The sequence below is a fragment of the Roseovarius gahaiensis genome, assembly GCF_011601345.1.
Classification (GTDB): domain Bacteria; phylum Pseudomonadota; class Alphaproteobacteria; order Rhodobacterales; family Rhodobacteraceae; genus Roseovarius; species Roseovarius gahaiensis.
The window spans coordinates 25,198-49,240 of sequence record NZ_JAAORB010000013.1 but is presented as its reverse complement, the minus strand read 5'-3'; the positions used below and the strand labels follow the sequence as shown (position 1 = coordinate 49,240).

The following is a 24,043-nucleotide window of genomic DNA, read 5'->3' as shown; positions in this document are numbered from 1 at the left end:
AAATCATGGCCTTCCGCTTCTGGCGCCGCATCCGCCTTGCCCCGGGCGTGACCCTGAACTTGTCGAAGTCGACGGCTTCGCTGTCTTTTGGGCCGCAGGGTGCGAAATACACCATCAGCCCGCGCGGCAATCGGGCGACGGCCGGCAGCAATCAGGGTGTCCTTAAGCCAGCAGGTCTAACAAGGGCTAATCACCCGAAGCTCGACGCCTGCAGATTCTCGCTGGGACGCGATCTGCTCAAGTGGCGTGTCGAAACATATCGAGGCACCATCGTTTGACCAGCACGTGCCATCGAGGGCCAGCTCGCCGAGAGGCGCGTGGGCATGGCTGGCGCCATAGTATTTATTCCAATGGCCTGTGGCTTTGGTGTCCGACTGCAAGACAAGATGCACCCAGTAACCGGATGATCCATCGTCGGTACACTGTCTAATGTGCCAAACATCGTCACCATCGACCGCCAGCTCACATGCGCCTTCGTGGTAGACCTGCCCATTTACGGCCATAAAGCACGCGCCTGACGCGACGGCGGGCGAGGTTAGGCCGACAAGTGCCAAAGCGATCAGGTGTCTGCTCATACGGTTATCCTGTCAGACAGGCGTTGACATGTCACGTTCCGCAGCGGATTTTCCAAGCACCACTTCAAGGTGTTCAGTGCAACGTGACCACCTTGATATCCATAGAAGGCTCGCTTTTCAGTGTTCGGCCTCGGCAAAAAAGACGAAGACGGAAAACAGGTCCGTGTAGAACACCGCGGCAAGTATACGCGGGCGTCTCGCACTGGTGGTGTGTCTGCTCGCGCCGAGAAAAAACTTGGGCGTGTGAACTTGACGGCAAATACGTCAAAGGGTTTGCGGACATCGACACGGATTGCAAATGGCACGCGTGTCGCTCTTCAAAACGGGCGGTTCCAGCTAATCGGACGCTGGCGGGCGGGTCCTTTCGGTTTGAATCTGTCGAAGACAGGTGTCAGCGCATCTGTGAAGAACAAGGCTGGCACTTTTAATTTTCTGAAGCCGCAATACTCGTCTTTTAAGTTCGCGGGTGTTCAACTGCGGGGCAAGAAGGCGGCTCAGCTTCAGCTGATTTTTATGGCGATCATGGTGGCAGTCTGGCTGGTCACGTTTGGTTTTCGTCTTGCCGTGTTTTTGTTTTGGTTGATCTTCCTGCCGGTCATGGTCTTTTGGGATATGGTTGTTGGGTTTGTGCGTGGATTTCGCGAGACGAGATGAGATGTCTTTGCTGCGTGATCTGCTATCGGTTTGATTGACACACCCTTAACTGCGCCCTGAGCACCGCATAGTCCGCCAACCAGTCCACGATCAGCGCATTCTCTGGCAGCGCGGCAACTTCCTCGGCGACCTGCGCCTGTTCGGCCTTGCTATATTGCACCATCGGCGGGCAGGCCACCTGCGCTTCAAAACCCACCCTCGCGCAACCGTTCAAGAAGATCATCGCGGTTGCGAGGGCGGCGGCTAGCAGCGTCCAGCATCTGGCGTTGGATGGCATGGGTACGCTCCAGGTTTTCGAACCGCTCGGCAGCGCGGCCCGCGCGCTCACCTGCACGGCGGAGGTTGAACAGAAACAGGATGATGGTGAGCATGGCGAGCGCAAGACCAGCCGCTCGCCGCGCCCATGTCCGTGTGAGGATGCCAGAGAAGAAACCGCCCCACATCAGCGCAGTCCTTTTCGCCAGTCATCGAGCCTGGCGTAGACGGCCACCGCAATTCCGGCCAAGGCCAAAGCAATGAACAGCCAACGTAGGCTGTCGAGATAAGGCACGAGCGGCAGGACGGCGCCTTGCGCCTCGGCTAGTACCTCCTGCGCCACTTCGGTGCCGGCCGCGCCCATGGTGGCGGCGCCGGCTGCCCCTGCGCCCCTCAGCGTCCGGCTTGCGGCCAGCACCTCCCGCGCGGGCGACGTTTCCGGCGCAAAAGAGACGGCCCGGACCGGGAACTTCTCACCCCAGCTGCGCGCGGGCCCCAGATCGATATGCATGAAGCCGGAGCGCGGATAATAGCCAATTCCTAGGAACCCAACCTCACGCGCCGCCCCCTCGAACACCACGGGATCGTGGTTGCTCATCTCGATATCAAAGGCGGTGCCATCCATATGTTTGGATCTAGTTGCACCACCCACGGCACGATTGTGTTCCGGGCTGCGATAGGCCGAGCGGACGATCAGCGGCTTGCCCAGCCGATCGCGCAGGGCCTGCAGCTTATCGAGCGCCTCGGGATGGAGCTTCAATTGCCCCGTGCCGCGGCAAGCGATCTCGGCGGGGCTGAAGTTCTGCCAGCGCCAATTGCGCTGAGGCACATCGCGCCAGTGGCGATAGGTTTGGATTGTATCAAGCATTGGGGACTCCATGGCATGCAAAAAACCGCCACGTCGGTGACGGGGGGTGGGGATCGGGTTTTCGGGGGGAGGGCTAGCAGCGGTTAGCTGTCGTTTCGCCGTCCGGCGCTGCTGGGATCAACACGACCGCTGGCGCCTTGCACGGATTGGGCCAGGGCAAAATCCGCGAGCCGCTCATCAAGCCTGAGGATGGCCGCGCGCAGATCGCGCAGGGCCTCTTTCAGCTCGGCACGGTCCTCATCGCGCTGGTCCTTACGCTCGCTCAGTAGCGTCATGATGCGCAGGACTTCCTTTTCATGACCGCCAATCTTCTGGTTGTGGACCCAAAGCACCGCGGCGATGGGGATGATAACCCATTTCATAAGGGCATCGAATAGGGTCCAGAGCTCGATTTCCATCGGAGAGCCTCCTTCGTTTTTTGCGATTTAGAAGTTTTTTGGGCGCGTTTCAGCCGGACAGCCCGGGCACATCCTCGGTCACGAAGACTTCGATGAAGCCGAGATTGGGAAAGGTCTCTGTGCTGCCGTCGAGATAGGTCACGCGGAACTCCGCCTCGTAGCGTCCGGTCGTCTCGGTATCGCCTTGTGCCCAGAGATGGGCCACGACCGCAGGCTCGAAGAGGTTCTGGATGTCCGCCGGCCGATCAATCAGCGTGTCGCCGCCGCGCGCTCGCATTTGGAAGCGCACTGCAGCGCCGGCAAGCGAAACGCTGTCAGGGAGCAATGCAAAGCGCAGCGCAGGCGATGTATCCCCGCGCTTGATCGTGAACTTGAGCATGTGGCTTTAGCCTCTCAGTATGCGGCCGGAATTGCTGGGGGAGAGCCGCCCGCTCAGCCCATATTTTGGGGGCTCGGCGCGGCGCAGCGCGGGTGGTGCCCGATAGGCGATCGAAGTTGCACCCAAATCCCACAGCGCGCGGACCTCCGGAGCTTCCGCCAGACTTGACCCAGCGGCGCGAACGTCTGCCGCAATGGCTTCGGCCGTGAAGTCCAACTGAATGACATTGTCGGCGGACGCGGTGAGACCGGGTGCGAATATCGAATTCGCCGCGGCCAAAGCGGTGATGCGGGCGGCGGACGCCCCGAGTAAGGGCATGCCCCGCAAGGCTGTGCCTGTCAGCAGGACCTCGCCCAACCCCACCCGGGCGACGCCAAATTCGCTTGCGCCCTTTCCCTGCGTTCCGGTGTTGCTCTGCGCAAGCCCAGGCAAGGCTATGCTAGCTGCATAAGGCGATCGGACATGCAGTTGGTTTTTTGCGGTCGCACCTCCTTGAAGAGATGCCATTCCTTCTGCGCTGGTTCCCTGCGCTGCGGTTGCCCCTTCGGCAACCCCCATGAAGGACAGCACGCGTGCGACATCACTGGCAACCTGGACGTCAGCACCACTGGCGCGCGCGACCTTGAATCGCCCCGTCCCTTGGGCTCTGGTGACAAGCCGTGCACGCGTTTCACCGCGGAGACCAAGGTCCGTGGCCAGATCTGCCGCCAGCGCTGTCTTGCCTTCTGACAACGCATTGAGAGGCAGACCTGCGGCACGCGCCGCGCCTCTGGCGACGGCTTCTGCCTGACCTGCCCCTGCAAGGGAGAGCGCGCCACGGATTTGCGCTGATGGCGGTGCCGTAGCCTCAGACCGGATGCTCCAGGCAAGTGTCGTCGCAATGGTAGCAACGCCGGTCACCCGGGATTGGGCGTGGCCGCGCAACGTCATGCTTGCCGCGGCCTCGGCTGCGGCCGTGGCGCGGGTCACGCCCCATCCCGTGACCTCGAGGACAGAATTTGACGTTTCACCTGTGCTCGTGGTCCGCGCAGACGCTGCAGCTCGGAAGCTGATTTGACGGGTGCTGTCACCGAGAACATCCACGTCGCCCGCGAAGTGCCGCGCCACATCGAGGGCCCCGCGTCCTTGGCCAAGAGACGCGATGCCGCCCTTGGCGCCGCCAGACATGGTGAACTGGCTTGTCGTCTTTGCGACTTGGCCAACATCCACAGCAAAGTGACCGAAAATCCCCAAAGGATTGCTTGCAACGGCATATATGCTGTTTGCGCTGAAACTTTCCCCTTGCAGTGACGTCTCTGCCTTGGCAACGGCGCGGGTGCCTGTGGTCGCACCACAGGCCCCGGCCCATTCGAAGGTGGTTTTGGCGTTGCCAAAAACGTCTCTTGCGAGTTGTGTTGTTCCGGACAGCGTCAGCTCAAGGCGGGCTGTTGCGACGCTGAGGCCTTGCGCCTCTGACGCCCCTGAGACCTCCAACCTGATTTCCTGCGCATCCGCCGCAGCGGCTGTGCCTGCGCTGGTTGCCCCAGCAAGACCGATCTGCCGATCAGCTTGTCCGGAGGCCTGCAGGCTGGCCTCCAGGTCCCGCACAAGCGACAGCCCACCGACGATCGTGCTGCGCGTGTTTAGGCTCCCGACCACCTCCTGGCTGGCCGTGAGAGAGACATTGGTGATTGCGTTCGCTATTCCAGCCGCGCTGGCAGTGACGTCCAAGCCGATGCGACCGAAGCCTTGGGCAAAGCGCGCTTCAAGCGTGGTGCCAATTGCAAAGCCGGAGAGTGCTGGCCCAAAGGACGTGGCTCGGCCTGTACTAGCGGTTTTTCCTTGGCCGGACCCACCCAGATCCATTGCGCCGTAAGCCGCAGCGTCCGAGACTGCGCTTGCCAAGCCAAGCCCAGTCAGTGTGACACTGGCCGTGCCGACCCCGCGCGTTTGGGCGACACCCTCGGTTGTGCCACCGAGGCCCATTTTGCGTGCGGCAGCCCCTTCGACGCCGCCCTCCGCCGCAAGCTGGCGCGCAAGCGTGATAGAACCAGCGGCACTCGTTTGTAGGATACCCTCGCCACCTGCGCGCCCCGACATATCGACAAAGCCCAACCCGCTGGCAGCCGTCGTACCCTTTGCCGCCGCGGCACCGCGCAACTCCAAACCTGACAAGACCACGCCGAAGCTGCGGGCGCGAGCATCACCTTGTGCGGCGAGAGCGATGGAGCCATCGCTCGCCACGCGCGTCTCAAGACCGGCCGTCGCGCCTGTGACGACCGCGAAACCCTCCGCTGCGACGACTTTGAGTGGCCCAATGGCCGCCGCGTGACCTGCCATGTCAAAACCACCCGCGCTGTGCGCGTTGATTTTGCTGAAGGTTCCCGCTGCCCCACGAAGCGGTGACGTGACCACAAGCGACACGCCATCCGTGCTCGCACGGGCCTGTGATGTCCCCTCGAGTGCGACAGCCCCAAGTGTGCTGACCTGAATGCGCAGCAAGGGCTTTTTGTCATCGGCAAGCGGTGCTGCGGCAATTGGGGCGAGGCCAAGCATGGGGGGTTACTCCGGCTCTACAGGCCAGGTGAGTGTAAAGGGAAATCCTGGCTGTGCGGGCAGATCCCGCAGGGCCTGACGGTATTCGACCCAGGCGTCCGGGACAGGACTGCCGGCCTCGAGATGTTTGACGATGACCCAGTCGCAGGCAGACAGGGCCGCGTCGCGCGCGGCTCGCTGCTCGGCGGCTGTGCGGTCGCGGTAATGCTGAGCTTCGACCTTGGTCTTGGCCGTGACGTCCCAGTAGAGGGTCCAGGCCCCGGCAATCCGCTCAGGAGCCTGACGCAGGACGGCATTTTGCGTGACGGGATCATGGTCTGGCGCGGGGGCTTCCTCGACTGGGTACACCCCGAACCCCGCCAGCATCTCTGCGCTGAAGGCGCGCGGAAAGCTGACCTGCGGATGGTCCTGAGCGAGAGTGCTGAGACTATAGGGATAGCGGACGACGGTGTCGCCCTCGGCTTTGACATACATCGGGTGGCTCCTGCGGTTTGAAGGGGCGTGGCTCAGAGTGGCGAGATGCGGAAGGCGGAGAAGAACATATCGTCGTCGTCATCGTCAGAGGCGAGACCGCAGTAATAATCTTCGCCAAAGCTTTCATCCCTGAGGGTGTGCGACTTGAGCAGCGGGCTGGTCCGCTCCCAATCTTCAAAGCCTTCCGTGACATCGTAGCGGCACGCACGGCTCGAATGGAAGTGAAACAAGTGCATGGTGACCCAGACGCCATCCAAGGTGAGCGCTTGGTCATAATCTGCTTCTCTATCGGTCTGACCATAGAGTGTCGGGTTTTTGCAGTTATTTTGCGCGGCGATCCGGCCTGGATGTTGGCTCCATTGCCATTCCCATCTGCCGGAGGGTGGCGAGTCGAACAGCGCGATGCCGGCATCACTGCAATAGTTTGACCCGCTTGGGTCCATGTCGATCCGGGTCGAGACCTGAAACAACCAGTCGCCGCTGAAGGCTGCATCAAGCCGGATCGGATAGGCGGCGGCATTGTTTACATCATTGGAGCTTGCGTTCATGACGAGACCGTCGGTGGTGTCCCATCGATGGTCGGGGCCCACGCCTGGGAATTCGATGATGCCGGGCGGGGCCACCCCGAGTTTGAAATCATAAATATGCGGCGCGCTGGCATAGACATACCCGCGCGAGTTTATCACGACGGGGGCTTTGTTATACCCGCCTTTCCATCTACGTGCGAGCATCAGCTGCCATCTCCAAGTAGGGCACCAAAGAGCGTGGTTCCGGCTTTCCAAAGGGCGATTACGGTATAGTCAGTGAGGCTGAGCGTGGGGGCGCTGCCGCCATTGTTGACCCAGGTGAGGCTGGGCCAGGTGACAAGCTCGCCTGCGCCATCATCGATCATCAGCGTCAGGTATTGGCCGGAGAGCATCGCGTCGGAATAGGTGGTGGGTCCGGTCAGCACATGCAGCTGCACTGTGCCTAGGGACGGATCAAGCGTTGGGGCGTTTCCGGAGAGCGTGTAAACGCCTTCGCTGATGGCTCCGGCAAAGCTGGCATCGCCCGTAAAGGCCGGGCTGGCTTTGGGCGCTTTTGCGACCAGGGCCGATTGCAGATCCGTCTGATCTGTCAGGGTGCCGGGGATATTGCCCCAGGCCGTTGCTGGGCCGGGTGGGCCTTCGGGCCCTTGCGGGCCGGGATCACCTTGGGGGCCGTGCATCCCGTTATAGGGCAGCGCGGTATAGGTGGTGGTGCCGTCTCCAATTTTGAACTGTCCGGTATCGTGTTCAAACCCGATCTCGCCATCGGCCAGGATCGGGTTGACGGAGGCCCAATTGGTGGCGGTGTCGCGGCGCAGTTGGATACGATCGGCCATCAGGCATTGCCTCCATTGATCTCTTGAGTGGGAAGAAAGACGGCGCTCGCGGAGCCGCCGTCATAGGTCTTTGCAAACTCGGCTGCTGTGGCGGTGACAAAGACGGCTGCCGATCCCGTGAGGGCGATGGTGCTGCCGTTTGCGCTGCTCTCAGACGGAGTGCGCGTGAGGCTTGGCCCGGCCGCCGCATAGCGGCCGGTCCCGATCTCCCAGGCATCGCCTTCCTCGAGGGCATAGCGCAGGGTGTCGCCATCCACGACGCCGGCGGCGGCGAAACTCTGAAACCCGTCAACCGCGGGTCCCAGGGTGAGGATGCCTGTGCCGATGGTGGGGGTCGTCACCTTGGCGCGGTTGACGAGCTTGACCATGGCTTAGGCGCCCCCGGCGGTCAGTGTGAAGGTGGTGACGGTCACCGACTGGTTCTGGGCGATATTGGGATTGTCGAGCTCCATATCGCCGCCACCGTCGGTAATGGTGATCGTGCCTTGGACATGGGTGATGGTGCCGGCGTTGTTCTTGATCCGGAAATGCCCTGCATTGGTGCCACCACCTGCGGCGGCCGTGCCGGTGCCGGTCCAGATGCCTTTGATGGTCTTGACGCCATCGGCGGCTGTCTCGAGCCAGTCGGATGGCAGATCAATCTCGACCAGCAGATTGCCGGCATCGGCTTCGGCGGTGGTGTCGGGCAGTGTGCCGGAGCGGATCTGCAGCTTGGGGGCGGTGCCAATGGCGGCTTCAATGGCATCAAGCGCGGCGTTGCGGGCGTCGGGTGAGAATTGGAAGGACATGAGGGTGGTCTCCTTGGAACGAGAAAGGCCCGCCTGAGGCGGGCCGGTGGGGTGGTCGCGGTTGTGGTTGGAAGGGTGTGAGGGTCAGCCGGGCAGTGAGGCGGGCATGGTGTCCAGCGCAGCATTGGCTTTGGCGACAAGATCATGTTCGATAACGCGTGCCTTATTCCAGGCTGTGAACGCGTCGATAGACGCGGCTGCGATGCGCGCGGCCTCGTCTGGGCCAACAATCACATCCACGCTTTCTGTGTGCCTTGTATCGCCCTTTTGCATGGCCACGGCCACGGTATAGCCAACGTGAATGCCGTTCTCGTCGAAGATCGGAGGCTGGGCCGCCGAAACAGGTGTGTAGCGGGGCGTCTCAGGCATGATAGGTCTCCTCGATGATGGCGATGATCTGGGCGTCAGTCATGCGGGCCCCGCCTTCGATCTCGATCTCGATCGTGTCCTTGACCCGAAAGTAGGCCCCGGCATCCTCGAGAATCTCGGCGCGGATGGTGGCGGTGTTGCCCACCATGTCGCGGGCGAGGCTGATGAGTTTGATTTTGGTCATGTGGTGAACTTCCCGACATAGAGCTCGAAGGTGATCTCCCAGGTCGAACTGGTGTGGTCTGGGGGCGCTGCCGCGGAGGGGTAGCCATAGCAGGCCTCGGCATAGCCGGTGGCGCGCAGGCTTGTGTATTGCCGGTTCGAGTGTTTGAACTCGGCCTTCACGGCGTCCCCTTCCAGAAACACGGATACGATCCGGCTGAGCCAGGGCGCGCCGCCGGGGATGAAGGCGCTTTCCAAGACCGTTGAGCCATTGGCAGCGATCATCTCGCCATTGGGGACGGCGCTGATAAAGGTCCCAAAATCGCTCTGGTTGCCCGCATTGAGGCGACCCGCGCGCATCAGGACCAGCAGGAAATCCGGATTGGTTCCCGTGGGCGCTGTGCCCAGCGTGTAGGTCTGGCTGTGCTCAAGCGCCGAGACCTGGTTGCCGCTGGAGGTGGCGTAGCCCTCGACATCGACCCAATCGCAGACGCGCTCGAAGTTGCAGCGTTCTTCATAGCCGCAGACATAGACATTGCCGCAAACGTTTTCGTAGCCGCACTGATAGCCGCCGCCGAAGGGGTCGTAATCACAGATGTATTCATAGTTGCACTGGTACTCGTATCCGCAGGTATAGACGTCCTTGCAGATATATTCGGACTGGCATTGGAAGTCGCGGCAGCCTGAGACGACCTTGCTGAGAATGTCGAAGCCGAGCGCTACCGGGGTGTCGCCGCTTTCCGGAAAGGCGTGTGTGACGGTGTGGGTCAGCACGGCGGCGATATGGGGCATCGGCGTGCCGGTATCGAACACCACATCCCCATTGGTGTCGGTGACGCGGATGACGTTATTGCGGGCTTCAAAGCTCATATCCGCACCCCGCGGCGGGCGATCCGGCAAAGCTGCCGGTGTAGGTGGCTGATTGCAGGGCGCGCCTGCCATCGGGCAGCACGACCTTGAGCCCGCCGCTTTGCACATCGGCCGTTTTACCGGCGGTCACGAAGACATCCGGGGTCTCGCTTGTACGCAGATAGCGGTAAGCGGTGCTGAGCTTTCCAAAGCCTGCGCGAAAAAGCGTGGGTGCGATGCGGATGCTCTCGTTGCCGGATCCTTCAAACAGCGTCTCGAAGAGAAACACCCGGTAGCGGCGGGTAATGGCGGGGAGCGTATTGTCGAAGGTCACCCAGTTCTCGAAGGCGCGGATCGTGGTATTGGTCAAATAAATGCTGACCGCGCGGGCGCTTTCGCCGGCCTGCTGGACGACGGTGCCTGAGGGCATTTGGCTCTCACCATAGAACGGGATGAAGGGCACGATACGGCCAAAGTTGTGACCGGCCAGATCGTAGCTTTGGGTACCCTGGCGGGGATTGTAATAGGTGGAGGAGCCAAAGAGCCCCTTGGAGGTCGAGGAGCTGCGGGTCCGCTCGGGATGGGTCAGCGTCACATCGATGACCTGAGCGTTGCCGAGATAGCTCAGGTCCGAGTGGAAATGCAGATCGCCCAGTTGCGGGCCGGTTGGGGTCTCATAGGTCGCGGGCGGCTGATCGTTATTGTAGATATAGACCTTGCCGGTCGTGCCATCGGCGTGAAGGGTGCGGGCCATTAGTTTTTGATCCTCATGAAACTGACCACCCAGGACCGCCAGCGCGCGTCAAAGTCTTGGATGCAGGAGGCACGGTTGGGGAAGTGATGCAGGAAGCGGCCATCGCCAAGATAGACGCCGCAATGGTTGGCGCGGTTCGGGCTTTCTTCGTCGCGGCGCGAGAGAGAGAAGAGAATGCCATCACCAGGTTTGGGCACGATCACTCGCTCCCAGCGGTGCAGTTCCCGGTTGGTCACGAAGACCCCGTCGGTTAGCCATTGGTTCACCAGCCGCTCGGGCGTGTCGGTGAGCATGGCCATCTCGTGGCCGCGCTCGCGGGCCATCCAGTCGCGCAAAATCGTGTAGCAGTCGTATTGGCCCAGAACGTAAGGCCGGCCCTCGTAGGGGGCGGCGGTCTCCCAGGAGGGTGGCAGGTGCAGCCGATGCCGGCCGCTCGGCCATTCGACGAAGACCGTGGGGTCTGCGACCTGCGCTGAAACTGACTCCAGCGAAGGCACGGTACGTAGATGGGCGAACAGGGTTCGTGGCGCGGTCAGCGTCAGGCTGATCCGGCCGGCCTCATGGCGCAACCAGAGGGGGCGGCTGGGGTCTTCGGCCCAGTAGTCGCTGGCCGCGATCAGGGGCGAGAGGTCTTGCAGTTCGTGAATGGTCATACGGTTATCGTGATGGTCTTGGCATTGAGGTTGATCTTGAACTTGCCGTCAGCGCTGCGGATCACGCCGGCGGTGGCGGTGCCGATGTCGGAGGTGATGGCCGACAGCTGGGTGACGCCGATCTTCTCGGCATCAATCGCGCCCGCCGCGATGAGGCCCGCGGTGACGGCGCCTGCGGCGATCTTCTCGGTGGAAATTGCACCAGCCTCGATCGCAGTGGCTGTTACGGATCCAGCGGCAAGTTTGCCGGCGGTCACGGCGCCTGCGGCAAGTTTGGCGGCTGTCACGGCATTTGCCGCGAGTTTGCCGGCATCAATGGCGGCGGCTGCAATCTTGGCGCCGGAAACCGCCCCGTTCGCGATTTGCGCCTCGATGAGGGCACCGGTGATCTTGGCCGCCGCAATCGCTTCAATCTGGTCATCGGAGAGTTTGCCTTCGATCTCACGGGCGGCGAGCCCTGAGCTCCAGGCGCTGCCGGTCCAGCGGTAGAGCTTGGTGTCTGTGGTCAGATAAACGGTGCGGCCGGGGAAGTTGCCACTGCTGGGCAGTGCGGTCAGGATCTCCACCGGGGCCAGATCTGCGTCACTCAAGAGCCCTTTGATGCCGCCGCGCAGGTCGTCCCCCTGCAGGTAAATCCCGGGCGTTGTCACTGAAAGCCAGCTCGACCATTCCGTGGGGCGATCAAGCACATAGCGCCCGCGCACCTCATAGTCCGCCTCGGGCAGTAATCCGTCCGAGACCAGTACGGATCCTGCGGCCCGATCGGCCAGCCCAGAGGCCACGACCTGCGCCGTCGCTTTTAGGCGGATCTCGTAGCGGACAAAGAGCGCGTCCAGCGCGGCGCTGCCGATCCAGGACAAGGTGATGGCGGGGCGTCGGTCGAGGCCAAGCGCGTCCTTGAGGGTGCTCGCGGCGACTGACCAGCCCGCGATAATCTGCGCAGGCCGCGGCGCGAGACCGGTGACCGGCACGACCTCCGGCAGGTCTTGCGCGGAGGTCCAGCCATAGTCGCCGGGATCGCGTTCGCGCAGGACAAGTTCCTGATTGATCGTGCCGGGCTGGTCGGTGATCTCGACCACCTCAAAAATCTTGTTCGTGTAGCCGTTGCGGGCGCTGGTCCAGGCGATCGTGTCCAGCGGCTCGAGGTGAAAAGTCTCGGGCGGCAGGACCAGGCGGTGGGTGCGGAAGCGTCGTGCATCCTTGATATAGGACGTCATCAGCTGGGCGACCTGGGAGACAACCGAGCAGGCCGGGAAGTTGAGGCTTGTCGAGAGGCGTCGGCCGCCGTCTTCGGCCTCCCAGGCCGGGTTGAACAGGGGCGGGGCGGCCCGCGAGGTCCAGAGGCTGGCGGGTTCGGGGTATTCCGAGGCAATGGCATTGGCGCTGGCAGCAAGGCCTGGGAACGGGTCCAGCTCTTGCGGCGCTGAAATCACGATATCCTCGTTCGTGATGAACTGCACAGGCGCAGCCGGCGCGCCCACGCGCATCCGAAACACCCCGCCCATCTCGCTCACTTGCCCGAGGCAGGTCTTGGCCAGCTCGTCGATGACTTCAGCCGGTTCCATCTCGAGTTTGACCTCAAGGCCAGCGACAAAGCTGGGGCGGCTGCCGATCGGCGCATCGCAGGCATTCATGGCCGTGACCCAGTTATCAAGCGGCAAATCCTCGGCGGGCACATCGCCGCCCCAGATCTCGCCGGTGGGCAGCCGGATGCCGCGCAGGATATTGTAGATCATCACCGCCGGGTTCGCGGAGCGCGCCCAGGTCGATGGATCAATCCAGCGCTGTGGTCCAGATCCGCCGACGGAGCTGTCAAAGCGCGGGTCATAAAGCGGGACACCGTCGAGCTCAAAGCGCACCTTGGGCAGGCTGTTGAAGACCTCGCGGTTATACCGGAAGGTCACGATGGCATAGGCGGTGCCGTGGCCGACAAAGCTGCTGCTCCAAGGCCGGTCCGGATAGCTTGAATATTTGGCGACCAGCATCGGATCGGCGGCGGTCTGGGCTCCATCGTAGATCTTGATCCAGGCGTGATCCGTGCCATTCACCCGTTGCCCCAGCAGCGGGAAACCATAGTCAGCATGCGCGGTTGCGCCCAACTCGGAATAGCCGTCGTTCAAAATGACGCGGCTGAGGCCAATGCCCGGCAGATCGCTGAGCTCGATCACATAGGTCAAAAACCCGTTTGGCGTGCCGCCATCGTCATGGCTCATGGGCGGGCAGACATGGTGCCCGGCGGTGGCCGTGCGCCCAAGGATAAAGCCCTGCGGTTCGGTCCCGCCGGTGGTGGTGACGGCGGTTTGGATGCCGTGCTGCTCCACAGAGCTGGGGGCGGCTTTGGGCGCCAAGGCGCGTGAGAGCAAGGACAGGCCGACGGATACGGCGGTATTAACCAAGAGCGAGCCAACAAAGGAGCTCGCAGCAAAGGCTGAGACAGCCGAGACCGCCCCGCCGATGGCGGTGCCCACGGCGGCAATGGCTGCACCAACAGGGGGCATTACGCGGACCTCACCTGAAACGTTCGGCGCATCTGGCCGCGCGGGACAAGCCCGAGGCCCTCAGGCTTCAGGCAATAGATCATCTCGCCGGCGACAATCCCGAAAGCCTGATCGTCGAGGACGGCGAGGTCCCCGAGCTGGGCAAAGGCCGGGGCGATCTCGGGCAGATGGGCGGCCGCGAATGCCATATGATCGGCAAACCCCGCCTCCTCAAGAAGCCGCTGGCCGCGCTTGAGGCTGCGATAGGTGCTGCGCCAGCCGCGAGCGAGGTCCTGGCCGGTGGCAAGCTTCACCCAGCCCGCTGCAAAGAGGGCGCAGTCATGGCGCCCGGGGCGAAACGGCCGGGTACCGGCCTCAGCGGCATAGGCGATGAGCAAAGACAGCCGGTCCATCAGGCGCGCTCCCGTGTCTCGCCCCACCAGACGCCGACCTCGCCTGCGATGTCCGTGTAGCGGCGAAACGCATCGCCCGCGTTCCGGCGGCGCATCTCGGCGTCCGAGCGGGTGAGCGTCAGGGCACGGGTCAGCCCTCGGGCCGCGCTGGCCAGGGTCACCGTGGCCTCGCCAGTGCCACCCACTTCGCCGGTGCGGATCTTCACCTCGTCAACCCAGCCGCGGAAGACGCGGATCGGCTCGGCGATGAGCTGGCCGGTCTCGAGCGAGAGCAGCCCGCGGTGGACCTCGGCCGGGGCCAGGCGGGCGTCGTATCCACGCAGCAGTTGGGCCACCTCTGGGGTCAGGGGGCTCAGCGCCAGTTGCAGCATGCGCACCTCAAGCCCGATGCCGGCCCGGATCGGTTCGACGCCGATCAAGCCGCCCGCGCCATAATAGGTGCGGTTGGCGCCACCGATGGCGATCGTCAGGTGGTCGTCGCCTTGCCAGAGGCCGAGCGCTTCTTGTGCGTCGGTTTCGCGGTTGCGGGCGATGATATGCACCATGTGGCGGCTGGCCACGCCAGTGCGGGCGGAGAGATACTCCGCAGAGGTCGAGTCGAGGAGGCGCATGCGAGGGTTCCTTGTTCCCGCCATCTTGACGAACAGGTAGGCAAATCGTATATACATTTTTATTGGATCTGGAGTTTGACGCCGAAAGGAACGCGGCTAACCGCGCCAAACACGGTGTCTCACTGGCAGAGGCCGTAAAACTTGAGATGTTGGCCGTTCTGGAAGACGACCGGTTCGACTACGGCGAACCAAGATATCGGGCCTGGGGCGTGATCGACGGCGTGTATTTTGCGCTGGCCTTTACAATCCGGGGCGAGAAAATCCGCCCAATCAGCCTGCGCCGAGCCCATGCAAAGGAGATCAAGCGCTATGTCACAGACCAAGAAGAACGCTGACCACGATAATCCCGAATGGACCAAGGCCGATTTTGACAAGGCGACGCAGCCTGAAGCCGTGCTGCCAGCCGAGGTGTTGGCGGCCTTTCCGCGTACGCGCGGCGCGCAGAAAGCTCCTAAGAAAGTTCATCTCTCTATCCGCCTGAGCCCGGACGTGGTCGAACATTACAAGGCCACAGGGCCCGGCTGGCAAGCCCGGATGGATGAGGACCTCAAGAAGGCTGCGGGACTGTGAAGGTGCGCGATACCCCAGTCAAAACATCTCCCTGGGACCCCATAGATCGTCTCAAGACTGACGAAGCCCGTGCCGCCTATCGCGAAGCGGCACAGGAGTTCGGTGATGAGGCGCTCATTGCTGTGGTCGAGGCCGATATCGCCCGCGCCATCAAGAAAGCTGACGCACCTCTGGATGAAAACCTCACCTGAGGGTCTGTATGAAATCGAAACTGGCCCCGCGGCTCAACGCCTGCCGGCCGGAACCGTAACTCGGCTCGGGCAGCAATCTTGCCTTGCAGGCTGGCTGGAGCACCGACACCGTCAGCCCTGCCACTGCGCCCGCGCGAAGGTTGGGCACCAGTTCGAGCATCGACGTGAGCCCGGTGCTCGAGGCCGTCCCGCCGACCACGATACGGTGCAGCGCATAGCGCACAGGGGTCGACCCATACTGAAATCCCAGCATGTCGCCAGCCGATAGCAAATATCCCGAGGGCAACCCTGTCAGGCGCAGCTCGCGCATGGTGCTGGCCACCGAATGGATGGTCACTGTTCGGTTGCCCAGAATCGACCCTGTTGGATCACTGGCAGGCCCAAGATATCGCGGATCATGGCACAGAAACGTTGCCCCTGGCTGATCCATGAGCCCTATCAGCGCCTCCATTTGCGCATGACGGGGATGATTGGCCTGAGCCAGCCGGATCGTCCCGGTCCAGAGCGACGCGCCAAGGCTCGCGCTGATCACCGTGCCGTCGCCGAGCCGTGTGTGCTCCTGCGGATGGGAGAGCCGAAATGTCACCTCTTCGACGCGCAGGGCGCCGAGGAACTGGATGTAGGAAAGCGGATAACTCAGCGCCATCAGCCTCTCCGCCGTGGATCTTGGCTGACGCGCGCGAGCGTGCGGGGTGCGACCAGCCGATCATATTCCTGCAGCGCGCCAGAGACGCCTGCATTCACCATTTCTTCGATCTCGCGGTTGCCACGCGCGCCCTCGACATTGACCGAAATCTCCAGTCGCTGTGGCCCAGAACTTTGGGTGCTGGCGGCAACTTCGCGGCGCGACAGCACCCGCTCCCCGCGTTGCAGGATGGTTGGCACCTCGTCTGGCCGTAGTCCGGCCCAGCCACCGCTATGCATCCGCGGCGCCCCGGCAAAGGTCAGCGCCGGCACCTGCCGGGAATGTCCAGAAATCCCCACCATGCCACCGGCATGCGATACGGCCGCTGTCACATTACCGCCGCCCCAACCGCCAAAGGCGCTGGAGAGCGCATTGGCGATCGGACCAAGAACGGCGTTCCTAAACTGCAGCACAGCCAGGTCCTCAAGGATCGAGGCCACCAGCCCTTTGAAATCGAGCTTGCCGGTGCGCACGAACTCCCGAAATGCAGTCTCCGCCCCACGAAACGCCCCCACCAGCGTCTCGCCAAGGCCTTTGCCCCAATCCATGGCGTCGCTGGCGTAGGAGGCGAGCGTATCGCTGACCGCAGCCCAGCCGCTGGCGGCCACGTCGCCCGCATCACGGATCTGCTCAGCGGCAGATTGGGCCGCGGCACCGGCGCGCGCCGCCTCTGCTGCGACCTCCTTGCTCGAAAACTGCTCCTCAGCCCCGGCCAGCGCCGTGCCCAACCGATCGGCAGAGGTCGCCGCGTCATTGAGGGCCGCCGCCCCGTCTTCCGCGCTACCTGTCATGGCCGCGCGCAATGTCTGCCAAGCGGTCAGCGGGCGCGCGGCTGCGTCCGACAGCATCCGTGCTGCCTCGGCGTAACCGGCTGAGCGCCCGCGGGCGTCCTCGGCCATGCCGCCAAAGAGCTGTGGCGCCTGAAACGGGTTGTCCTCAAACGCCCGGCCATAGGCGTCTGCGGCGCGTTCACCAAGCTGCACGGCTTCCGGGACGGTAGTCTTCCATTCCGAGAGATCCGGTGCCGGGATAGCCCAGTCGGGACGGCGTCCGCCCAGGGTGAGGACGGCATTGACCGCCTCGGTAATGCCCCCGAGACCGGTTTCCATAGCGGAAACGAGCCCATTGATCGCCAGCGCGCCGATCCGGTCGAAGACCTCAGGCAGCGCATTCCAGATGGCCTGTACGGCCAGGAAGGTCCCCTCGAAGGTATTGACCGTGGCATTGGCCCAGCCGGTTACCGCGTCCGTAGCACTCTGAAACCCGTCCAGAATGACGGCCTGCGCCGCCGCCCAGCTGCTTTCCACCCGCGCCCAGGAGGCCTGGGCCGACAAGGAGACCCGGGTCCAGACCTGGGACGCCACATCCTTCAGAAGCCCCATCGCTTTACCAAACCCGCCAGCCCCTTCCACGAGCCGTGAAAACCAGTAGACCAGCTCGCCGGCGCCCACGATCAGTGCCCCAATCCCGGTGCGAATAAGAGCGCCCTTAAGCACCACCAGCGTGGTCGCCAACCCGCGAACCGAAAAAGCGGCGGCCGCCATGGCCGCGACCCAGCGGCCGACGATAAACGTCACAAAAGTCCCGGCGTAGATCGCCAGCCGGTCGAGGTTTCCGAGCACCGTATCAAAGGCCCGTGACAGCGGGCTTGTAGACGAGGCAAGTGCAACAAAGGCATTGGCCATGGCCTCAAACGAGGGGGCCAGCGCCACGGCGACCTTGTTGCGGATGCCGGTGAAGACCTGACCCATACTGACCAGCGCGAGTTCCGAGCGCCGCATGGCGGCGATGGCGTCGCTGTCGAGTACCGCGCCCAGCTGTTCGGCCTGCTCACCGAGGCGGCCCATCTCGGCGCCGCCGTTTGCCAGAAGGGGGATGAGCCGTGTGGCATCCGAGGCCATCGCCTCGAGATAGAAGGTCATCTCCTGGCTATTGACGCCAGCCTTTTCCAGACTGGAGACATAAAGCTGCAGCGCCTCAGGCCCGGAGAGGCGGGCGAATTGCTCCGCCGTGACACCCACCTGCGGCGCGATGTTCTCGAAGAAATCCGCCATCGGGCCGCCGCCCGTCTGCAGGAAATCCCCCACCCGGTCGTTCACGTCCTTGAGGATATCGGCAAGCTTCTCCTGTTCGATGCCCACGGTGCTGGACGCGGCTGACCAGCGCTGAAACACCTCTGGCGTTGCATTGGCCACCTGGCTGAGCTGGCTGATCTCATTGGCCGCCGTCACCGTGGAGCGCGTTATCGAGAGCGCGGCCCCCGCCAGCGCCGTGGCCGCAGCGGTGGCAGCAATCTTAGCACGGCGCGCAAAACTGGCCAAACGGGCATTGGCGGCCTGCATTTCGCTGGACAGCCGCCCGAAGCCGCGGCTGCCGGCCTCGCCCACGCCTTCCAGCTCGGCGCGCACCTGCCGCCCGCCCGTGGCGGACAGGCGGACGGAGACTTGTTTGGTGGCCATGGGAGGGGAGGTCCTTGCAAACTTATGCTTGACGTCTTACGTTTTCCTCATCGATCAGATGAGAGTATGAATATGCCTGTAACCGCAACGTTGTCTTCAAAGTTCCAGATCTCGATCCCCAAGGCGATCCGTGCTGCACAGCATTGGGAAGCTGGTCTGACCTTTGCGTTCATTCCAAAGGGCAAGGGCGTGCTCTTGGTGCCCGTGCCGAAGCGTGATGCGCTTAAGGGCATCGCTGCGGGAGCCAAGGCCTCTGATTATCGCGATCGCTCGGATCGGTTCTGATGATCCTTGTTGATACCTCTGCCTGGATTGAATGGCTGATCGGTTCGCCGACAGCGGACCGGATATCCGAGCATTTGCCGGACCAGGAGACATGGTTGGTCCCTAGTATGGTGCAACTTGAGCTGGCCAAATGGCTGACGCGTGAGGTGGGAGAGGAGAAGGCGGATCAGGCCCTTGCCTTCACGCAAGTTTGTCAGGTCGTCCCACTTGACACCGAGATTGCTTTGAATGCGGCAGAGGCTTGTCGCACACATCGTTTGGCCACAGCAGATGCGGTTATTTTTGCCACGGCACAGTCCCATGGTGCGCAGGTCCTGACCTGTGATGCGCATTTTGAAGGGTTGCCCTCAGTGCTCTACGTCCCAAAGCATCAATGAGTCTTCGGGGTCGCTCGTAACTCGTCATTGACCTTGCGCACCATCACCGCCTCGATCGGCGGCAGCAGCTCGGCGATGGCAATAGAAGAAACCCCAAGGCCCGCCCCGAGTTGCAGCGCCGCTCCCATATCCCAACCGATCACGGCCGAGTTGGATACCCGCAACTGCCCACCGAGGCGCTGGACGAGGTCCCAGACTCGCCAGCCCTCGAGGGTCTGCGGCGCGTTCAGGCTTTGCGGGCAGTCCGGGCACGACCCTTCGCAGGCTTGGCAGTAGTCTCCGCCCCCGCCGAACTCCCAGTCGGCAAGGGCGGTGAGGCGTTTTTTTCCGCGTCCAGGATCATGGCGCGGGCGACATATTTGGTCTGGAAGGCCTCGAAGATTGGCCAGATATCCAGAAGCGCATCGATGCCTTCAGGGCTGACAGGAATAGGGGCGCCCATCTTGTCTCCAACGCCCGACCAATCCTCGATGGCAATCCGCGCCACGGCTTTGGCCATGGCCAGCGCGACCTCATCAGTATCGAACGCAGCGTCAGGTAATTCTCTCCCCTCCGAGACAGCTTCCTCTGAGAGGGCAATATGGCCCTGCGCCTCCTTGCGCGCAGCTATCATCAGCGCCGTGGTCATGGGGGCGACAAGGATCTCAACGCCATGGCCGAGGTCGAGCCAGTTAGGCTCAGTGGAGAGGTTAAGTTTGAGCATGTCTTGAGGTCTCCTTTATTCATTGGCATAAAAAGTGAAACGATCACGCGGGGCGGGCTGCTCAGGATCTGTTCCCCGTGGGGTCACGCCTGATCCGCGATCGGACAAGAGGAGCGCGCCAAATGGCCGAAGACCCCGACTGGCGTCAGATTTTGGAACTGTCCGTGGCTTTGGAGATCACCAAGTCTGAGCGCGCGAGCTTCAAAGAGCAGGTGGCCCTGCTCCAGGACCAATTGCGCGAGGCCACGCAGCGCGCCGAAAGAGCGGAAGCACGCCTGCACGACACCACCGTCATGATGGCCACCATAAGCCGCGAGGCGATCACAGCCCCGGGCCGTTCCATGGCCACCGAAGTGACGATCAACGGCAGATCGGTCCTGCGCCTGAGCAATCCGATCCCCCATGTTGAACACAAGGCAGTCCGCACCCGGCGCCATCAATAGGCCTCACGCTCATTGACCAACGTGACGGTGCACATGCGCCCCACCACCGAATCGCTGGCCGCCTGCCAGTCGAAAGTAGCCTGTACGCCCTGTGGGCCGGAGATCTCTACACGCGGCCGCGGCAGATAGACAGCATGGGCCGTCAGCGTCAGGCTCTCGCCCGTCGCCAGCGTGTAAGAAAACTCCAGTGCGCAGGCTTCGCCATTGATGGCTTGTTGTACCAGCGTCTGATCGGCGAAGCGCACAACGATATTGCCGGTGAGCGCGGCAATGGACGGGTCCGCCCCGTCGATCTTGCCGTCCGAGCGGATGGTCTCGATCCGGTCGAGGTTGTTTGCATAGGTAAGATCGGCAGAAACAACGTTACCGATGCTCGCGCCGTTGCGGGTCACCGCCCCGTTGAAATGCCCAAAGCGGCTCAGGGCAATCGGCGCCGGAACGCCTGCAGCACTGACCGTATTAACATCCTCGCCTTGCGCCACGATACTGACCGTTGCCGTCAAGAGCCCCGAGCGCGCCATCTGCCAGCTCAAGCTGTCGACCATACATCCCGCATACATGGCATAGCGCGGTACTTCCGGCATGCCGCTCTCCAGAGAGAAGGAAGGCAGCGACCAGTTCCCGGAAGTAAACGTATGGGTGTAGGGCGCTTCAGCACCTGTCGTGCTGGGCGCGCCAAATCCGGCCTTCAGCCAGAAGCCGAAGCCTTCGGCATCAATCGGCACAACCACATTGCCATCGGCCGTCACCGCATCCTTGATCGGCGCCTGCGGATCGCGGCCATAGCCGAGCAGTTCCGAGGCCTGCAGGGGCTGCTCGGCCCCAAGCGTGGTGCTGGCAAAGGGCATCTTGGTAAAACCGCTCTCGGGCGGGCTCCCATAACTCATCTCGAACGCCAGCGCCATTTGCGCCCGCGCCCCTTGGGCTCGTGCCATTGTCTATCTCCCGTGAACGTCAGGTTTTGTCGTCAGGCCAGCGCGTCGCTGGTGGCGTAATGCAGAATGATCGGCACGATCGCCGCCTTGATCGAGGCGGCGCCCTCAACTGGCAGGTCCACGGGTTCTGGCGCCTCCGCCTCGAGCCAGTCACAGCGCCCACGCAGCGTGCGGTCTGCCGCAATGGCCGCGCCGATGCGCCCGATCAGCCGGTCAAAGCGCGCGTCGCGCTCCTCGCCGGTCTGCACAATCACCTCGAGCTCGGCGCGGTGCTGGTAGTGATACATCAGCGGAGAGAGCGTCACGCCGGGCTCGCCTGGATTCCCATCGCGCAGGATCATCAACCCCGAAGGCGGGATCCGTTCAGGCAGGACCTCGCCGCGCAGGACAGGCACGTGGGGGACTGTGCGCAACAGGTCCGCCAGGGCTTCCAAAATGGTCTCGCGGGGCGTGGGCATCTGGTTGCCTTTTTCGAATGAATTCGCCAATAAGCGGGCTTGTCGGGCCCGTAGCTCAGCGGTTAGAGCTGACCGCTCATAACGGTTAGGTCGCAGGTTCGAATCCTGCCGGGCTTACCAATGCCCACGTGGTGGAATGGTAGACACACGAGACTTAAAATCTCCTGGCCAGTTTGGCCGTGCCGGTTCGAGTCCGGCCGTGGGTACCAAGGGGAAGAGTGGCCGAGCGGTCGAAGGCACCGGTCTTGAAAACCGGCGTAGGTGAGAGCCTACCGTGGGTTCGAATCCCACCTCTTCTGCCAGGTCCTGTCACCCCTTCAATCTTGGCTCCACCCAGTTTGCCACGATCGCGCCGGGTATCCGGTCCTGAGCGATTGTCGCAGCCTTCTCCAGATCCAGCCGCTTGCGCAGTTTGACCTGTCGCACCAGCAGGAAGATCGGGACTGTCGCGCGGCCACGCCCGGTTTTTGAGCGTGACGCGACGCCTAGTCCGCGTTTATTGAGGCGTCCATCGGCCACGAGCAGGCTCGGTCCATTGCGGCGATAGACAAACCGCAGACGCAGGCCACGGCGGCGTTCCCAATCGCCAGGGGTGAGCGCTTTCCCCCGCGTGCCCTTGCCAGCAGCTTCAGTGGGGATCGCCAGCCAAAACCCGTCTTTTGAGCGGATCAGCGGTCCGGTGTTGTGCGCGCCGACGATCGCCGGCGCCCGCGACCAGACCAGGGCTGCAGCGTTCAGGCTGGTCTGACCCTTGGGGTAGATTGCTGACCGGATGGTGCGTGCCAAACGCGGGCCAAGGCCTGTGCCGGTAATCTGTGCACGCCAGTCCTGCTTCACACCTGCGCCGGCGTCTGCAACGGCCTTGGTGACCGCTTTTTCGCCAGCGGCGAGTTCGGCTGCCATCACCGCGGTTATGTCACCGTCAATCTTCATGCGGATCATGACATCTTCCTCGCCTCAGTAGTCTGGATCGGCATGCGGGTCCGGCCACCAAGGCAACAGCTCCACCGTCCAGACCAGTCGCTCGCGATCGCGCTGCGGTGCGCCCTGGACGGTGAAGATTTCGCCGGCGATCTCAAACCGATCGCCAGCAGCCAATTCGGGACAGTCACTCACTCGGACATCGAGCACCACACTGTCACTGACCAGCTGAGCTGCGCCGAACTCGACCATGCGGTCTGGATTGCGGCGCATCACGCGGACCTCGCGCTCAGACCCGACGCCGGATTGCTGGTAAAGCGCCGGGGTGGAGAGATTTGGATCCGCGAAGAGCAGATCAGTCGCGATGGCAAAACCGGTCATGCCAGATCAGTTTGAGCTGTGCAGGCGGATCGCCAGCCGTGGGCGCTTGTTCACGGGCAAGATCGAACTTTCTGTCATGAGATCGATCCAGCGACCCTTGCTGTCTATCTGCTGGCGCGCATAGAGCGGTAGTCCCACGGTATTGGCGGTCTCGAGAAGGTTAGCCGGACCGCCATAGGTGGTGAAGGTATCAAAGGTTCCCAGAGGAAACGCGATGCCTTCGCCGGCGGGGATCAGCCGCTCGGTTGTTCCATTCGAAAGGGTAACAGAGCCGTTATATTCCTCGAAAAGCAGGCCCGCGAACGGAAACGCTCGGCGCATGTCTTCGCGTAGCGGCTGGCCGCCATTGGCAGAAAAATATTTATAGGCTTCTTCCGTTTTGGGATGGCCAATCAGCTTATCGAAGAACTCCGAGCTGACCAGCGCATGCGCTGTGGTCATGGTCTCACCAAGCAAGTTGTCTTCGAGGGCCCGTAAAATGGTACGCACTTTCGCTTGGACTTTGGTGCCAGCTGTCCCAAAAACGAAGTCGACGGAGATCTGCTCGAGCCCGAACTCGGTGAAGTAGTTGTAGAGCGTGGTACCAGCCCCGTCTTTCACGATGCCGCGCAGCGCGTTCATTTCCATGTATTCGCGGGTCTGGGCATGCTTGCGGCGCATGAGCGTTAGCTTGCGGTTCATGACATCGACCAGCGGGTCAGCGGCATCCGAGACGCCCAGCGCGGGCATGCCTTGAATATTGGCCGGCAGGATTACGTCGTCATGCGGGATCCACGGGAGCGCAAAGCTGCGCATCGATCGCTGCTCGCGCGTTCCGACGGTGGCCGGCGCGCCCAATGGAACCGAGGGCAAGAGGCTGAGGACGCCTTCGCGCTGTTCGATCACGATCGAGCGTTGCGTGACGCCCTCAAAGCGAAACAGGCCGATCTGGCCGAGGCGGGTGTAAAGATTGGGCAGGATGTTGATGGCCTGCGTCATTTCAGCGAGCGAATAGCCGCCCGCGTCAAACGGGTTGCGCGTGATGGTCATGGAAAAACTCCGAGAAAAGGGGGGAAGAC

General features: G+C 62.7%; 36 protein-coding genes and 3 tRNA genes. 11 read left to right on the top strand and 28 right to left on the bottom strand.

What is annotated here, in order from left to right; translation table 11 throughout:
• Positions 1–5: 5 nt before the first annotated feature.
• Positions 6–278, top strand: a complete 273-nt coding sequence (locus HAT86_RS08870) for a DUF4236 domain-containing protein (protein ID WP_167196033.1) — start codon at positions 6–8, stop codon at positions 276–278.
• Between the two features lie 417 nt (positions 279–695).
• A complete protein-coding gene (locus HAT86_RS08865; protein ID WP_167196030.1) occupies positions 696–1,229 on the top strand; it encodes a hypothetical protein in 534 nt (177 codons plus the stop codon).
• Between the two features lie 22 nt (positions 1,230–1,251).
• Here HAT86_RS08865 and HAT86_RS08860 read toward each other — a convergent pair whose 3' ends face one another.
• From HAT86_RS08860 to HAT86_RS08770, 19 genes are all read right to left on the bottom strand, one after another.
• A complete protein-coding gene (locus HAT86_RS08860) occupies positions 1,252–1,452 on the bottom strand; it encodes a hypothetical protein (RefSeq protein WP_167196027.1) in 201 nt (66 codons plus the stop codon).
• On the bottom strand, positions 1,415–1,600 hold the full coding sequence (locus HAT86_RS08855; RefSeq protein ID WP_331272521.1) for a hypothetical protein: 186 nt from the start codon (positions 1,598–1,600) through the stop codon (positions 1,415–1,417). The genes HAT86_RS08860 and HAT86_RS08855 overlap by 38 nt, the downstream gene beginning before the upstream one ends.
• A gap of 71 nt (positions 1,601–1,671) precedes the next feature.
• Complete coding sequence (locus tag HAT86_RS08850; protein WP_167196021.1) at positions 1,672–2,352, bottom strand: YcbK family protein; 681 nt, start codon at positions 2,350–2,352, stop codon at positions 1,672–1,674.
• An 83-nt stretch (positions 2,353–2,435) separates the two neighbouring features.
• The gene (locus tag HAT86_RS08845; RefSeq protein ID WP_167196018.1) at positions 2,436–2,750 is read right to left on the bottom strand and encodes a hypothetical protein; all 315 of its coding nucleotides are present in this window, start codon (positions 2,748–2,750) and stop codon (positions 2,436–2,438) included.
• 49 nt (positions 2,751–2,799) lie between these two features.
• Positions 2,800–3,129 carry a hypothetical protein gene (locus HAT86_RS08840; protein ID WP_167196016.1) on the bottom strand — a complete coding sequence of 110 codons (330 nt, stop codon included), beginning with the start codon at positions 3,127–3,129 and terminating at the stop codon, positions 2,800–2,802.
• Positions 3,130–3,135: 6 nt separating this feature from the next.
• Positions 3,136–5,664 carry a hypothetical protein gene (locus HAT86_RS08835; protein WP_167196013.1) on the bottom strand — a complete coding sequence of 843 codons (2,529 nt, stop codon included), beginning with the start codon at positions 5,662–5,664 and terminating at the stop codon, positions 3,136–3,138.
• Between the two features lie 6 nt (positions 5,665–5,670).
• A complete protein-coding gene (locus HAT86_RS08830; protein WP_167196009.1) occupies positions 5,671–6,138 on the bottom strand; it encodes a tail fiber assembly protein in 468 nt (155 codons plus the stop codon).
• A gap of 32 nt (positions 6,139–6,170) precedes the next feature.
• On the bottom strand, positions 6,171–6,869 hold the full coding sequence (locus HAT86_RS08825) for a hypothetical protein (RefSeq protein WP_167196006.1): 699 nt from the start codon (positions 6,867–6,869) through the stop codon (positions 6,171–6,173).
• Positions 6,869–7,501, bottom strand: coding sequence for a hyaluronate lyase N-terminal domain-containing protein (locus tag HAT86_RS08820; RefSeq protein ID WP_167196003.1), 633 nt, complete (start codon positions 7,499–7,501; stop codon positions 6,869–6,871). The genes HAT86_RS08825 and HAT86_RS08820 overlap by 1 nt, the downstream gene beginning before the upstream one ends.
• Entirely contained in the window at positions 7,501–7,869 is a 369-nt protein-coding gene (locus HAT86_RS08815) for a hypothetical protein (RefSeq protein ID WP_167196000.1), read from the bottom strand. Before HAT86_RS08815 ends, HAT86_RS08820 begins: the two co-directional genes overlap by 1 nt.
• A 3-nt stretch (positions 7,870–7,872) precedes the next feature.
• A complete protein-coding gene (locus HAT86_RS08810) occupies positions 7,873–8,289 on the bottom strand; it encodes a hypothetical protein (RefSeq protein WP_167195997.1) in 417 nt (138 codons plus the stop codon).
• 84 nt (positions 8,290–8,373) lie between these two features.
• Positions 8,374–8,658: a hypothetical protein gene (locus tag HAT86_RS08805; RefSeq protein ID WP_167195995.1), complete on the bottom strand. Its 285-nt coding sequence runs from the start codon at positions 8,656–8,658 to the stop codon at positions 8,374–8,376.
• Complete coding sequence (locus HAT86_RS08800) at positions 8,651–8,842, bottom strand: hypothetical protein (protein ID WP_167195992.1); 192 nt, start codon at positions 8,840–8,842, stop codon at positions 8,651–8,653. The genes HAT86_RS08805 and HAT86_RS08800 overlap by 8 nt, the downstream gene beginning before the upstream one ends.
• Positions 8,839–9,690, bottom strand: a complete 852-nt coding sequence (locus HAT86_RS08795) for a hypothetical protein (protein WP_167195989.1) — start codon at positions 9,688–9,690, stop codon at positions 8,839–8,841. The genes HAT86_RS08800 and HAT86_RS08795 overlap by 4 nt, the downstream gene beginning before the upstream one ends.
• The gene (locus tag HAT86_RS08790; protein WP_167195986.1) at positions 9,680–10,423 is read right to left on the bottom strand and encodes a hypothetical protein; all 744 of its coding nucleotides are present in this window, start codon (positions 10,421–10,423) and stop codon (positions 9,680–9,682) included. The genes HAT86_RS08795 and HAT86_RS08790 overlap by 11 nt, the downstream gene beginning before the upstream one ends.
• Positions 10,423–11,076: an NlpC/P60 family protein gene (locus tag HAT86_RS08785; protein WP_167195983.1), complete on the bottom strand. Its 654-nt coding sequence runs from the start codon at positions 11,074–11,076 to the stop codon at positions 10,423–10,425. Before HAT86_RS08785 ends, HAT86_RS08790 begins: the two co-directional genes overlap by 1 nt.
• Positions 11,073–13,574, bottom strand: a complete 2,502-nt coding sequence (locus HAT86_RS08780) for a phage tail protein (protein WP_167195980.1) — start codon at positions 13,572–13,574, stop codon at positions 11,073–11,075. Before HAT86_RS08780 ends, HAT86_RS08785 begins: the two co-directional genes overlap by 4 nt.
• Entirely contained in the window at positions 13,574–13,966 is a 393-nt protein-coding gene (locus tag HAT86_RS08775) for a DUF6950 family protein (RefSeq protein ID WP_167195977.1), read from the bottom strand. Before HAT86_RS08775 ends, HAT86_RS08780 begins: the two co-directional genes overlap by 1 nt.
• The gene (locus tag HAT86_RS08770; protein ID WP_167195974.1) at positions 13,966–14,577 is read right to left on the bottom strand and encodes a hypothetical protein; all 612 of its coding nucleotides are present in this window, start codon (positions 14,575–14,577) and stop codon (positions 13,966–13,968) included. The genes HAT86_RS08775 and HAT86_RS08770 overlap by 1 nt, the downstream gene beginning before the upstream one ends.
• 62 nt (positions 14,578–14,639) lie before the next feature.
• On the opposite strand from HAT86_RS08770, the gene HAT86_RS08765 reads away from it, so the two are divergent.
• Genes HAT86_RS08765 through HAT86_RS08755 form a run of 3 tightly spaced genes read left to right on the top strand, consistent with a single transcriptional unit; the run spans position 14,640 to position 15,338 of the window.
• Positions 14,640–14,912, top strand: coding sequence for a BrnT family toxin (locus HAT86_RS08765; protein WP_167195971.1), 273 nt, complete (start codon positions 14,640–14,642; stop codon positions 14,910–14,912).
• Complete coding sequence (locus tag HAT86_RS08760; RefSeq protein WP_167195968.1) at positions 14,887–15,147, top strand: BrnA antitoxin family protein; 261 nt, start codon at positions 14,887–14,889, stop codon at positions 15,145–15,147. The genes HAT86_RS08765 and HAT86_RS08760 overlap by 26 nt, the downstream gene beginning before the upstream one ends.
• Positions 15,144–15,338: a hypothetical protein gene (locus tag HAT86_RS08755; RefSeq protein ID WP_167195965.1), complete on the top strand. Its 195-nt coding sequence runs from the start codon at positions 15,144–15,146 to the stop codon at positions 15,336–15,338. The genes HAT86_RS08760 and HAT86_RS08755 overlap by 4 nt, the downstream gene beginning before the upstream one ends.
• On the opposite strand, the gene HAT86_RS08750 is transcribed toward HAT86_RS08755, so the two are convergent.
• Together HAT86_RS08750 and HAT86_RS08745 are read right to left on the bottom strand one after the other, a co-directional pair.
• Entirely contained in the window at positions 15,331–15,984 is a 654-nt protein-coding gene (locus HAT86_RS08750; RefSeq protein WP_167195959.1) for a hypothetical protein, read from the bottom strand. The genes HAT86_RS08755 and HAT86_RS08750 overlap by 8 nt on opposite strands.
• Entirely contained in the window at positions 15,984–18,482 is a 2,499-nt protein-coding gene (locus tag HAT86_RS08745; RefSeq protein ID WP_167195957.1) for a phage tail tape measure C-terminal domain-containing protein, read from the bottom strand. Before HAT86_RS08745 ends, HAT86_RS08750 begins: the two co-directional genes overlap by 1 nt.
• Before the next feature lie 66 nt (positions 18,483–18,548).
• On the opposite strand from HAT86_RS08745, the gene HAT86_RS08740 reads away from it, so the two are divergent.
• Complete coding sequence (locus HAT86_RS08740; protein WP_196780560.1) at positions 18,549–18,767, top strand: AbrB/MazE/SpoVT family DNA-binding domain-containing protein; 219 nt, start codon at positions 18,549–18,551, stop codon at positions 18,765–18,767.
• Positions 18,767–19,144 (top strand): type II toxin-antitoxin system VapC family toxin, encoded by a 378-nt coding sequence (locus tag HAT86_RS08735; protein WP_167195954.1) that lies wholly within the window; start codon positions 18,767–18,769, stop codon positions 19,142–19,144. Before HAT86_RS08740 ends, HAT86_RS08735 begins: the two co-directional genes overlap by 1 nt.
• On the opposite strand, the gene HAT86_RS16845 is transcribed toward HAT86_RS08735, so the two are convergent.
• Positions 19,138–19,287, bottom strand: coding sequence for a DUF7697 family protein (locus tag HAT86_RS16845; protein ID WP_231125861.1), 150 nt, complete (start codon positions 19,285–19,287; stop codon positions 19,138–19,140). The two genes, HAT86_RS08735 and HAT86_RS16845, sit on opposite strands and share 7 nt — an antisense overlap.
• 83 nt (positions 19,288–19,370) lie before the next feature.
• Positions 19,371–19,847, bottom strand: a complete 477-nt coding sequence (locus HAT86_RS08725) for a hypothetical protein (protein ID WP_167195951.1) — start codon at positions 19,845–19,847, stop codon at positions 19,371–19,373.
• A 122-nt stretch (positions 19,848–19,969) separates the two neighbouring features.
• On the opposite strand from HAT86_RS08725, the gene HAT86_RS08720 reads away from it, so the two are divergent.
• The gene (locus tag HAT86_RS08720) at positions 19,970–20,290 is read left to right on the top strand and encodes a hypothetical protein (protein ID WP_167195948.1); all 321 of its coding nucleotides are present in this window, start codon (positions 19,970–19,972) and stop codon (positions 20,288–20,290) included.
• Here HAT86_RS08720 and HAT86_RS08715 read toward each other — a convergent pair.
• Complete coding sequence (locus HAT86_RS08715; protein WP_167195945.1) at positions 20,284–21,225, bottom strand: phage tail tube protein; 942 nt, start codon at positions 21,223–21,225, stop codon at positions 20,284–20,286. The genes HAT86_RS08720 and HAT86_RS08715 overlap by 7 nt on opposite strands.
• Positions 21,226–21,257: 32 nt before the next feature.
• Positions 21,258–21,683 carry an acyl-CoA transferase gene (locus tag HAT86_RS08710; RefSeq protein WP_167195942.1) on the bottom strand — a complete coding sequence of 142 codons (426 nt, stop codon included), beginning with the start codon at positions 21,681–21,683 and terminating at the stop codon, positions 21,258–21,260.
• 44 nt (positions 21,684–21,727) lie between these two features.
• Between HAT86_RS08710 and HAT86_RS08705 the strand changes: the two genes are divergently transcribed.
• From HAT86_RS08705 to HAT86_RS08695, 3 genes are all read left to right on the top strand, one after another.
• Positions 21,728–21,803: transfer RNA gene (locus HAT86_RS08705), tRNA-Ile, on the top strand.
• Between the two features lie 2 nt (positions 21,804–21,805).
• Positions 21,806–21,892 (top strand) — tRNA-Leu (locus HAT86_RS08700).
• 3 nt (positions 21,893–21,895) lie between these two features.
• Positions 21,896–21,985 (top strand) — tRNA-Ser (locus HAT86_RS08695).
• Between the two features lie 7 nt (positions 21,986–21,992).
• Here the strand turns inward: HAT86_RS08695 and HAT86_RS08690 are convergent.
• The 3 genes from HAT86_RS08690 to HAT86_RS08680 are packed head-to-tail and all read right to left on the bottom strand — an operon-like array spanning position 21,993 to position 24,014.
• On the bottom strand, positions 21,993–22,625 hold the full coding sequence (locus tag HAT86_RS08690; RefSeq protein WP_167195939.1) for a DUF6441 family protein: 633 nt from the start codon (positions 22,623–22,625) through the stop codon (positions 21,993–21,995).
• Positions 22,626–22,640: 15 nt separating this feature from the next.
• The gene (locus HAT86_RS08685) at positions 22,641–22,985 is read right to left on the bottom strand and encodes a head-tail joining protein (RefSeq protein ID WP_167195937.1); all 345 of its coding nucleotides are present in this window, start codon (positions 22,983–22,985) and stop codon (positions 22,641–22,643) included.
• 6 nt (positions 22,986–22,991) lie between these two features.
• Positions 22,992–24,014: a major capsid protein gene (locus tag HAT86_RS08680; protein ID WP_167195935.1), complete on the bottom strand. Its 1,023-nt coding sequence runs from the start codon at positions 24,012–24,014 to the stop codon at positions 22,992–22,994.
• Positions 24,015–24,043: the final 29 nt, after the last annotated feature.

Bases quoted from the DNA above. Each gene is read 5' to 3' on its own strand.
- HAT86_RS08870 (WP_167196033.1), top strand. From the start codon at position 6: ATGGCCTTCCGCTTCTGGCGCCGCATCCGCCTTGCCCCGGGCGTGACC.
- HAT86_RS08860 (WP_167196027.1), bottom strand. From the start codon at position 1,452: ATGATCTTCTTGAACGGTTGCGCGAGGGTGGGTTTTGAAGCGCAGGTG.
- HAT86_RS08855 (WP_331272521.1), bottom strand. From the start codon at position 1,600: ATGCTCACCATCATCCTGTTTCTGTTCAACCTCCGCCGTGCAGGTGAG.
- HAT86_RS08850 (WP_167196021.1), bottom strand. From the start codon at position 2,352: ATGCTTGATACAATCCAAACCTATCGCCACTGGCGCGATGTGCCTCAG.
- HAT86_RS08845 (WP_167196018.1), bottom strand. From the start codon at position 2,750: ATGGAAATCGAGCTCTGGACCCTATTCGATGCCCTTATGAAATGGGTT.
- HAT86_RS08840 (WP_167196016.1), bottom strand. From the start codon at position 3,129: ATGCTCAAGTTCACGATCAAGCGCGGGGATACATCGCCTGCGCTGCGC.
- HAT86_RS08835 (WP_167196013.1), bottom strand. From the start codon at position 5,664: ATGCTTGGCCTCGCCCCAATTGCCGCAGCACCGCTTGCCGATGACAAA.
- HAT86_RS08830 (WP_167196009.1), bottom strand. From the start codon at position 6,138: ATGTATGTCAAAGCCGAGGGCGACACCGTCGTCCGCTATCCCTATAGT.
- HAT86_RS08825 (WP_167196006.1), bottom strand. From the start codon at position 6,869: ATGCTCGCACGTAGATGGAAAGGCGGGTATAACAAAGCCCCCGTCGTG.
- HAT86_RS08820 (WP_167196003.1), bottom strand. From the start codon at position 7,501: ATGGCCGATCGTATCCAACTGCGCCGCGACACCGCCACCAATTGGGCC.
- HAT86_RS08815 (WP_167196000.1), bottom strand. From the start codon at position 7,869: ATGGTCAAGCTCGTCAACCGCGCCAAGGTGACGACCCCCACCATCGGC.
- HAT86_RS08810 (WP_167195997.1), bottom strand. From the start codon at position 8,289: ATGTCCTTCCAATTCTCACCCGACGCCCGCAACGCCGCGCTTGATGCC.
- HAT86_RS08805 (WP_167195995.1), bottom strand. From the start codon at position 8,658: ATGCCTGAGACGCCCCGCTACACACCTGTTTCGGCGGCCCAGCCTCCG.
- HAT86_RS08800 (WP_167195992.1), bottom strand. From the start codon at position 8,842: ATGACCAAAATCAAACTCATCAGCCTCGCCCGCGACATGGTGGGCAAC.
- HAT86_RS08795 (WP_167195989.1), bottom strand. From the start codon at position 9,690: ATGAGCTTTGAAGCCCGCAATAACGTCATCCGCGTCACCGACACCAAT.
- HAT86_RS08790 (WP_167195986.1), bottom strand. From the start codon at position 10,423: ATGGCCCGCACCCTTCACGCCGATGGCACGACCGGCAAGGTCTATATC.
- HAT86_RS08785 (WP_167195983.1), bottom strand. From the start codon at position 11,076: ATGACCATTCACGAACTGCAAGACCTCTCGCCCCTGATCGCGGCCAGC.
- HAT86_RS08780 (WP_167195980.1), bottom strand. From the start codon at position 13,574: ATGCCCCCTGTTGGTGCAGCCATTGCCGCCGTGGGCACCGCCATCGGC.
- HAT86_RS08775 (WP_167195977.1), bottom strand. From the start codon at position 13,966: ATGGACCGGCTGTCTTTGCTCATCGCCTATGCCGCTGAGGCCGGTACC.
- HAT86_RS08770 (WP_167195974.1), bottom strand. From the start codon at position 14,577: ATGCGCCTCCTCGACTCGACCTCTGCGGAGTATCTCTCCGCCCGCACT.
- HAT86_RS08760 (WP_167195968.1), top strand. From the start codon at position 14,887: ATGTCACAGACCAAGAAGAACGCTGACCACGATAATCCCGAATGGACC.
- HAT86_RS08750 (WP_167195959.1), bottom strand. From the start codon at position 15,984: ATGGCGCTGAGTTATCCGCTTTCCTACATCCAGTTCCTCGGCGCCCTG.
- HAT86_RS08745 (WP_167195957.1), bottom strand. From the start codon at position 18,482: ATGGCCACCAAACAAGTCTCCGTCCGCCTGTCCGCCACGGGCGGGCGG.
- HAT86_RS08740 (WP_196780560.1), top strand. From the start codon at position 18,549: ATGAATATGCCTGTAACCGCAACGTTGTCTTCAAAGTTCCAGATCTCG.
- HAT86_RS08735 (WP_167195954.1), top strand. From the start codon at position 18,767: ATGATCCTTGTTGATACCTCTGCCTGGATTGAATGGCTGATCGGTTCG.
- HAT86_RS08725 (WP_167195951.1), bottom strand. From the start codon at position 19,847: ATGCTCAAACTTAACCTCTCCACTGAGCCTAACTGGCTCGACCTCGGC.
- HAT86_RS08720 (WP_167195948.1), top strand. From the start codon at position 19,970: ATGGCCGAAGACCCCGACTGGCGTCAGATTTTGGAACTGTCCGTGGCT.
- HAT86_RS08715 (WP_167195945.1), bottom strand. From the start codon at position 21,225: ATGGCACGAGCCCAAGGGGCGCGGGCGCAAATGGCGCTGGCGTTCGAG.
- HAT86_RS08710 (WP_167195942.1), bottom strand. From the start codon at position 21,683: ATGCCCACGCCCCGCGAGACCATTTTGGAAGCCCTGGCGGACCTGTTG.
- HAT86_RS08690 (WP_167195939.1), bottom strand. From the start codon at position 22,625: ATGATCCGCATGAAGATTGACGGTGACATAACCGCGGTGATGGCAGCC.
- HAT86_RS08685 (WP_167195937.1), bottom strand. From the start codon at position 22,985: ATGACCGGTTTTGCCATCGCGACTGATCTGCTCTTCGCGGATCCAAAT.
- HAT86_RS08680 (WP_167195935.1), bottom strand. From the start codon at position 24,014: ATGACCATCACGCGCAACCCGTTTGACGCGGGCGGCTATTCGCTCGCT.